The organism is Nocardiopsis halotolerans DSM 44410, assembly GCF_000341065.1.
Classification (GTDB): domain Bacteria; phylum Actinomycetota; class Actinomycetes; order Streptosporangiales; family Streptosporangiaceae; genus Nocardiopsis; species Nocardiopsis halotolerans.
Genome location: NZ_ANAX01000017.1, coordinates 1 through 8304, shown reverse-complemented (window position 1 = coordinate 8304; position 8304 = coordinate 1). Strand labels below are relative to the sequence as shown.

Sequence of the window (8304 nt, the reverse complement as noted above, 5' to 3'; positions counted from 1 at the left end):
TGTCCGTGGCTCCCGGCCGCGTCTGCGGCCTGCTCGGCACCAACGGGTCGGGCAAGTCCACCCTGTTCAAGACCGTGCTCGGCCTCGTCCCCACCGACCGCGGACGGGTGAGGATCCTCGGCCGCACCGGCGCCGCCGCCCGCCGCCGCGGACTGGTGGGCTACGTACCCCAGTCCGAACAGGTCGACTGGACCTTCCCGGTACGCGTGCGCGACGTGGTGATGATGGGCCGCTACGGGCACATGGGCCAGCGCCGCCGCCCCCGACCCGCCGACCGCGAAGCCGTCGCCCACGCCCTGGACCGCACCCATCTGGACGAGTTGGCCGACCGCCAGATCGGCACCCTCTCCGGAGGCCAGCGCAAACGCGCCTTCATCGCCCGCGCCATCGCCCAGGGCGCCTCCGTGCTGTTACTCGACGAACCCTTCGCCGGAGTCGACAAACGCTCGGAGGGGCGCATCACCCAACTCCTGCGGGAACTGCGCGACGAGGGCCACACCATGCTCGTGTCCACCCACGACCTGGCCCAGGTACCCGCCCTGTGCGACGAGGCGGTCCTGCTCCAGCGCCGCGTCATCGCCCACGGCAGCCCCGAACGGGTCCTGCGCCCTGAGACCCTCATGGAGGGCTTCGGCACCCACCTCGACGAGGAGGTCGCCCTGTGGAAGCACTGACGGCGGTCACGGAGTGGTTCACCGTGCCCCTGGGACTCGAATCCATCCGCAACGCCCTACTGGTCAGCGTGGTCGCCGGAGTGGCGTGCGCCGTCCTGTCCTGCTGGATGACCCTGGTGGGCTGGTCGCTGATGGGCGACGCCGTCTCCCACGCCGTCCTGCCCGGGGTGGTGCTGTCCTACGTGTTCGGACTGCCCTTCGCCGTGGGCGCTCTGGTCTTCGGCACCGGATCGGTCGCCCTGATCGGGGTGGTCAACCGGACCTCCCGGGTCAAGGAGGACGCCGTCATCGGCGTGGTCTTCACCGCCATGTTCGCCCTGGGCCTGGTCATGGTCTCCCGGGTACCCAGCCGGACCGACCTGGAGGACGTCCTGTTCGGCAACGTGCTGGAGGTGTCCACCGCCGACATCTGGCAGGTGCTCCTCCTGGCCGGGGTGGTGCTGACGGTGGTCTGGTACAAGCACCGCGACCTGACCCTGTACGCCTTCGACCGGGTCCACGCGCACGCGGTGGGGATCAACCCCCGCCTGTTGGAGGCCCTGCTGCTGGGACTGCTGTCGGTCACCGTGGTGGTGGCGTTGCAGACAGTGGGCATCATCCTGGTCGTGGCCATGGTCATCACCCCCGGAGCGGTCGCCTACCTGCTCACCGACCGCTTCGAACGAATGCTGGTGATCGCCGCGGCCGTGGCGGCGGTGGCGTCCGTGACGGGCGTGCTCGTCAGCTTCCACCTGAACGTGTCCACCGGCGGCTCCGTCGTGCTCGCCCAGGCGACCCTCTTCGCCCTGGCCTACCTGTTCTCGCCCAGGCAGGGCGTGCTCCGTCAGGGCAGGGCCACGCGCAGACTCCGGGCGCGCGCCACCACCTGAGACCAAGGCCCTGGCACCGTCGTCGCCGAGGCCGGCGCCCGGGGGCGGACGTGCGCGTCCTACCGGATGGATCACAGCGCCGCGGTGACCGTACGGGATGGATCGACGCCGCCGACATCGCGGCCGTCGCGGCGCGGGTCCTGCTGGAGCCGGGACCGGTGGCCGACGAACACGTGCTCACCGGCCCGGAGACGTTCGGGTACGCGGAGGCGGCGAGGACCATCGCCGAGACCACCGGACGGCCGGTGCGCCACACCCCGGCCACGGTGACCGAGACGGTCCGGCGCAACCTGGACGCGGGAGTGCCGGAGCCCTTCGCCGCTGCCCTGGCCAAGGTGGACACCGACATCGCCGAAGGCCGCGTGGACCGCGTCACCGACACGGTCCACCGCCTGACCGGACGCCCGCCCCGCTCCTTCGCCGACTTCGCCCGCGCCCACCAACAGAGGTGGTCCGCGGTCTGACGCCCTCTCCGCTCCGCCCCGAGATCCGGAGCGCTCCCGGAGGAGACCGGTGGCGCCAGGGCCGCCGGTCGGCGGCNCGCGCGGCGGCGGCGCGAACCAGTGTCCGCACCGCCGCCGCGCCGTGTCCCGGGGAACCGGAGCCGGGGTCAGCCGCGCCCCGCCTCCACCGGGGCCTTCCCGCGCGCGGCCCTCCGGGCACGCACCCGACCGATCGCGACGGTCAGACCGATCGCCACCAGCAGCCCGTAGATCCCCACGGTGATCCCGCTGTCCACGAGCACCGACACATCGCCCTGACCCACGGCCAACGCACGACGCAACTCCAGCTCGGCCACCGGCCCCAGAACGACCGCGATCAGCACCGGAGCCAGCGGAATGTCGAAACGACGCATCATCAACGCCAGCAGGCCCAGGATGAGCATCAGCCACAGATCCACCATGGAGGAGGCGGCCGCGTACACGCCCAGGGACGAGAACACGGCGATCCCGGCGTACATGTAGGGCTTGGGGACCAGCAGCAGCTTCGCCCACAGCGGCGCGAAGGGCAGGTTCAGGATGAGCAGCATGACGCTGCCGATGAACAGACTGGCCAGGAGCGCCCAGACCAGGTCGCCGTCGCGCTCGAAGAGCAGCGGACCCGGCTGCATGCCGTACTGCTGGAAGGCGGCGAGCATGATCGCGGCGGTCGCCGAGGTGGGCAGTCCCAGGCCCAGCAGGGTACCCATGGCGGTTCCGGCGGTCGCGCTGGCCGCGGCCTCCGGCGCGGCCACACCCTCGATGGCGCCGTCACCGAACTCGTCGGCGCCCGTGCCGCGCCGGGCCCGGCGCGCGGCGAGTTTGCGTTCGGTACCGAAGGCCAGGAAGGTCGGGATCTCCGCGCCACCGGCGGGGATGGACCCGAACGGCAGACCGAACAGGGTGCCGCGGCCCCAGGCCGGGAGGGTGCGCCGCAGGTCGGCACGGCCCAGCCAGGGCGTCCCGCTGCGACGCAGGGAGCCGTCCTCGCCCTTGCTCGCATGGGAGGTGGCGGCCACGTGCAGCACCTCGCCGACCGCCAGCAGCGCCACGGTCACCGTGATGATGCTCAGGCCCTCGAAGAGCTGGGGGATACCCAGGGTGAAGCGCTCGGCCCCGCTGAGGCCGTCGATGCCCACCATCGAGATGGTCAGACCGATACCCAGGGCGACCAGGCCGCGCACGACCGAGTGCGAGACCACGGAGGAGGTGGCGACGAACGCGAAGACCGTGAGCGCGAAGTACTCGGCCGGGCCGAACTGGAGCGCCAGCTCCACGATGGCCGGTGAGAAGAACGCCACCAGCGTCGTGGACACGATCGCGCCGATGAACGCACCGATCGCCGCCGTGGCCAGCGCCTGCGGGGCTCTCCCTCGCCGCGCCATCCTGTGCCCCTCGATGGCGGTGGCGATGGCCGAACCCTGCCCGGGCGTGTTCATCAGGATGGCGGCGGTGGAGTCACCGAACAGCCCGCCGTAGTAGACCCCCGCGAACATGATGAACGCGCCGACGGGGTCGAGGTGGAAGGTGATGGGCAGCAGCAGCGCGACGGCCATGGACGAACCCAGGCCGGGCACCACGCCCACGGCGGTGCCGAGCATGACGCCCACCAGCGCCAGGAAGAGGTACTCGGGGCTCAGCGCGTTGGCGAACCCCTCCATGAGGTGGTTGAACGCGTCCATCTAGAAGATGCCTCCGAGGATGCCCGACGGCAGGTTCAGTCCCAGGCCAGCCACGAAGGCGAGCTGGATGAGGGAGGAGAAGACCAGCGACAGCACGATGTCGAACAGGATGCGGCGGCTGCCCATGGCGTAGGCCACGCCGAAGAACAGCAGGGCCGCGGACAGGAGCCAGCCCACCGGCTGCAGGAGAAGGATGAACACCACCAGCGCGGCCACGACGAGCCCGAGGCGGCGCCAGTCGATACGGACGGGCGCCTCCTCACCGGTCTCCGCGGTCCTGGCCCCGGTTCCCTCGGCGGCCCCGCCGTCCCCGGAGGTCTCACCGGCCTTGGTGCTCTCGTCTGCCTCGTTGGTCGCACCGTCCTCGGCCACGGGAGCAGCCGGGGCCTCCTCGGCGGCGGTGCGGGCCGGTCGCAGGACGACCTGCACGGTCAGGGCGATGCCCACACCGCCCATGAAGATCGCGACCAGGGTGGGGAAGAAACGCGGACCGGGCGGTTCGGTACCCGGCGGTACGGGCATGGTGGCGGTCTGCACGGCGATGAACCCGGCCAGGCCCAGCACCAGGGCGGCGACCAGCAGTTCGGTTCTGCCACGCCACCATGAGGGGCGGGACGGCGGGGCGGAGGGCTCCGGCGCCCGAGCGGGGGAGGTGGTGTCGGTACTCAAGACAGGCCCAGTTCCTCGGTGATGGTGGTGATGCGTTCGGTCTCCGCGGCGAGGAACTCCTCGAACTCCTCACCGGTCTGGAAGGTGTCGTCCCAGCGGTTGCGCTCCAGGGTCCGCCGCCACTCCGGGGTGGCGTGCATCTCGGTGACGATCTCGATCAGCTCGGCCTGTTCGGCCTCGCTGATACCGGGAGGCGCCACCACCCCCCGCCAGTTGGGCAGGACCGCGTCCACGTCCTGCTCGGCCAGGGTCGGAACGTCGATGCCCTCGACGCGCTCGTGCGCGGAGACACCCAGGGCACGCAGGTTGCCCGCCGCGATCTGGTCGCTGAACTCGTTGTAGCCGCTGATGCCGACGTCGACGCTGCCCGACAGCAACGAGGTCAGGGCCTCACCGCCGCCGGAGAAGGCGATGTAGTTGACGTCCTGGGGATCGACGCCGACGTCGGAGGCGACCAGCCCGGCCAGCAGGTGGTCGGTACCGCCCAGGGAGCCGCCGCCGATCGCCATCGCGCCGGGGTCCTCACGCCAGGCCTCGGCCAGGTCGCCGATGTCCTGGTAGGGGGAGTCCGCCGGAACCACGATCACCTCGTAGTCGTCGGCCAGACGGGCGACGGGGGTGACGTCCTGGAGGTCGTGCGAGGAGTCGTTGACGATGACGCTGCCGATCATGACGGTGCCGGTCACCAACAGCATGTTGGCCCGGCCCTCCTGACGGACCGCCTGCGCGAGACCGATGGTGCCGCCCGCGCCGGGAACGTTGATCACCTGGTTGTTGACGACGACGTCGCCCTCACGCAGGGCGTTCTGCGACTCACGCCCCACCAGGTCCCAGCCGCCGCCGGGCGAGGCGGGCACGATCGTGGTCAGTCGGCTGCGTACGGCGTCGGCGCCGTCACCTCCGGTCGACGCGGCGTTGACCGTCGCGGCGCCGATGACGACGGCCGCGGCGATCGCGCCGCCGACGCGCAGGACGCGCTGCATGCTCATGGGTGGCTCTCTTCGTTGCTGCCGGTCCGCGGTGCGGGCGGGAGCTCGCGGGCCGACGGAAAAACCACCCGAGGGGGATGTGGCGGCCCTTACACCGCCCCGTGGCGCCGGTCGCATCCGCACCGGTTTCGTGAGCATGGCGTAAGGATTGCCGACCGGTAAATCTTCTGGTCGTTTTGGACACAGTGGTTGTTTTGTTCGTCCCGCGTGCCCTCCGCCGGTCGCGGCCCGGTGCCCGCCCGTCGACGGACCCCGGCCCAAGGCGACGCGAGGGTCCTGTTACCGGCGGTACGGCCCACCCTGTCGCACACGCGGTGCGCGCAATAGCCTTCGATCTGCCCGACGGGAGAGGAGCCGATCGTCGGCCCGCGGCGGGTGCGATCCATCCGCCCGGTCCCGGAGGGCGGGAAACCCATCCGCGACCGACGAAGGACGGCCATGACGCTCCTGCTCGCCCACATCAGCGACCTGCACCTGGACGGGACCGACCGCACCACGGACCGGGCCACCCGCACGGTGGAGTACCTGCGCGACCTCCACCAGGCACCGGACGCACTCCTGGTCACCGGTGACGTCGCCGACCACGCCACCGCCGAGGAGTACCAGCAGGCCGCCCGGCTGCTGGACCTGCCCTTCCCGGTACTGGTCTGCCCCGGCAACCACGACGACCGCGCCACGCTCAGGCGGGCGATGCTGGGACGGGAGCCGTCCGCGGAACCGTTCAACCAGGTGCACGAGGTGGGCGGAGCGACCGTGCTGGCCTGCGACTCCACGATCGGGGGCGAGGACGGCGGCCACCTGGACACGGCCACCCTGGTGTGGATCAACGAGACCCTGAACGCCCTGCCTGAGGACAGGCCCGCCCTGCTCGCCCTGCACCACCCGCCCGTGCGGGTCCACCACCCGCTGCCCGACTCCATGCGGCTGGACAACGCCGACGACCTGGCCGGACTGCTGCACGCCCACCCCAGGGTGGCGGGGATCCTGGTCGGACACGCCCACACCGGCGGGGCGACCACCTTCGCCGGGCGGCCCCTGCTGCTGGCGCCCGGGGTGACGTGGACGCTGCGCATGCCCTGGGAGGGCGAGCCGGTGGCCAACCGCGACCAGCCGCCGGGGGTGGCCTTCCACCTCCTGGACGAGGACCACCGCCTGACCACGCACTTCCGCGCGGTGGTCTGACCCGGTGTGGGTCGCCGCCCGGGCGGCGACCCACACCCGTGTCCGGGGACGGTCAGAGGAGCATCGCCAACTGGCGGCACTGGGCGACCAGGGTGCCCGTGCCGTCCCAGATCTCCATGTCCTCCTCGTGCAGACCGCCGGAGACGTGCTTGGTGAACACCCGGCAGGCCAACCACCCGGGTACGGGCCGGGCACGCACGTGCACGCTCAGCTCCACGGTGATGGTGGCGAACTCACCAATCTCGAGCACCGCCGGGGGAGCGAAGTCCACCATCGAGACCAGGGAGTGGGTGTCGGGCTCGCGACCGTCGGCGAAGCGCATCCAGAACTCGGCGTGCGGGTGGCCGTCCTTCCTGCCGTCGAGCCACCCCGGACGCCCCGGGTAGCGGTACTCGACGCTGCGCGCGATACCCAGCCCCTCGGGGTCGTCGAACTCGGGCGGGACGGGGCAGTCCTCGGGGGCGGGCAGTTTCGGGGGCTCGTCCAGGCTCAGGACGCGGGCCGCGGGGTCGGGGGACAGGTCGCCGTAGGTGGCGGTGGCGCGCACGATCTCCTTGCCGCCCTGTTCCAGGATCACCTGGCCGGTCGCGGTGCGCCGTCCCTCGCGCACCACCTCGGTGCGCGCGGTGGCCTCGCCGGGGGCGGCGGGACGCAGGAAGAAGGCCGAGACGGCCAGGGGATCGGGCTGGCTCAGGTCCTGGCGCAGTGCGCTGAGGGCGGCGCCCAGGACGTAGCCGCCGTTGGGGTGGGAGGTGAAGGTCGTCCAGGCATCGGTGAGGGTGGCCGCGAACGCGCCGTCGGCCCGCTTCTCGACACGGGTGTCCCGGTCGAACCGGAAGCCCTCGGTGGTGTGGTCAAGGCTCATACCCAGATGTTACCGGCGAGTAAGGGCAGGTGGCGGAGGCGGGACCACCCCACCGGAGAACACGGTTGACCCTGACGCGACGTCAGGCCCTAGCTTCGTTCCCACGTCACCCACCAGCGAGAAGGCGCCAGGACAGATGGGACACACCGTCGGTGAGGTCGCCCGGATGAGCGGACAGACCATCCGGACCCTGCACCACTACGACCGGATCGGACTCCTCGTTCCGGCCGAGCGCACCCGCTCGGGCTACCGCAGCTACAGCGACGAGGACATGGAACGGCTCCGGCAGATCCTGACCTATCGGGAACTGGGTTTCGGCCTGGACCGCATCGCCGCCCTCCTCGACGACCCCGACGCCGACACCCGCGCCCACCTGGCACGCCAGTACCGGCTGGTGCACGAACGCATCGACCGCCTGCGCGAGATAGCCCAGGCACTCGAACACCTGATGGAGGCCGACAGCATGGACCTGAACCTGACCTCCGCCGAACGCCTGGAACTCTTCGGCGACTTCGACGTGGACGCCCACTCCGAGGAGGCCCGCCAGCGCTGGGGTGGCACCGAGGCCTACGCCCAGTCCCAGCGCAGGGTGAATTCCTACACCAAGGCCGACTGGGAACGGATCAACGCCGAGAGCGAGGAGATCTACCAGGCCCTGGCCCGGGCCATGACCGAGGGGCGGGCGCCCGACAGCACCGCCGTGATGGACCTGGCCGAACGGCACCGCGCCCACATCACCCACTGGTTCTACGACTGCCCCGCCGAGATGCACCGGGGTCTGGGACGGATGTACGTGGACGACGAGCGCTTCACCGCCACCATCGACGCCCACGGCCAGGGGCTGAGCGCCTACCTGCGCGAGGCCTTCGCCGCCAACGCCGCCCGCCAGCAGGTC

Annotated in this window: 9 protein-coding genes; 5 read left to right on the top strand and 4 right to left on the bottom strand. The window is 71.4% G+C overall.

The genetic code is table 11. The features are described 5' to 3' along the window. From D455_RS28830 to D455_RS28825, 3 genes are all read left to right on the top strand, one after another. The coding region (locus D455_RS28830; RefSeq protein WP_017568926.1) for a metal ABC transporter ATP-binding protein at window positions 1-674 on the top strand (674 nt) is incomplete at its 5' end. Continuing rightward, window positions 662-1543, top strand: a complete 882-nt coding sequence (locus D455_RS0101140) for a metal ABC transporter permease (RefSeq protein ID WP_017568925.1) — start codon at window positions 662-664, stop codon at window positions 1541-1543. The genes D455_RS28830 and D455_RS0101140, both read left to right, overlap by 13 nt. Window positions 1544-1593: 50 nt before the next feature. Then, window positions 1594-2007, top strand: a complete 414-nt coding sequence (locus D455_RS28825) for a Rossmann-fold NAD(P)-binding domain-containing protein (protein WP_017568924.1) — start codon at window positions 1594-1596, stop codon at window positions 2005-2007. A gap of 146 nt (window positions 2008-2153) precedes the next feature. Here D455_RS28825 and D455_RS0101130 read toward each other — a convergent pair whose 3' ends face one another. The 3 genes from D455_RS0101130 to D455_RS0101120 are packed head-to-tail and all read right to left on the bottom strand — an operon-like array spanning window position 2154 to window position 5362. Further along, window positions 2154-3704, bottom strand: coding sequence for a tripartite tricarboxylate transporter permease (locus D455_RS0101130; protein WP_017568923.1), 1551 nt, complete (start codon window positions 3702-3704; stop codon window positions 2154-2156). Then, the gene (locus D455_RS0101125) at window positions 3705-4373 is read right to left on the bottom strand and encodes a tripartite tricarboxylate transporter TctB family protein (RefSeq protein ID WP_017568922.1); all 669 of its coding nucleotides are present in this window, start codon (window positions 4371-4373) and stop codon (window positions 3705-3707) included. Then, complete coding sequence (locus tag D455_RS0101120; RefSeq protein WP_017568921.1) at window positions 4370-5362, bottom strand: Bug family tripartite tricarboxylate transporter substrate binding protein; 993 nt, start codon at window positions 5360-5362, stop codon at window positions 4370-4372. The genes D455_RS0101125 and D455_RS0101120 overlap by 4 nt, the downstream gene beginning before the upstream one ends. 438 nt (window positions 5363-5800) lie before the next feature. On the opposite strand from D455_RS0101120, the gene D455_RS0101115 reads away from it, so the two are divergent. Next, the gene (locus D455_RS0101115) at window positions 5801-6544 is read left to right on the top strand and encodes a metallophosphoesterase (protein ID WP_017568920.1); all 744 of its coding nucleotides are present in this window, start codon (window positions 5801-5803) and stop codon (window positions 6542-6544) included. 52 nt (window positions 6545-6596) lie between these two features. On the opposite strand, the gene D455_RS0101110 is transcribed toward D455_RS0101115, so the two are convergent. After that, window positions 6597-7409 carry a thioesterase family protein gene (locus D455_RS0101110; RefSeq protein ID WP_017568919.1) on the bottom strand — a complete coding sequence of 271 codons (813 nt, stop codon included), beginning with the start codon at window positions 7407-7409 and terminating at the stop codon, window positions 6597-6599. Between the two features lie 136 nt (window positions 7410-7545). On the opposite strand from D455_RS0101110, the gene D455_RS0101105 reads away from it, so the two are divergent. After that, on the top strand, window positions 7546-8304 hold a 759-nt coding region (locus D455_RS0101105), incomplete at its 3' end, for a MerR family transcriptional regulator (RefSeq protein WP_017568918.1).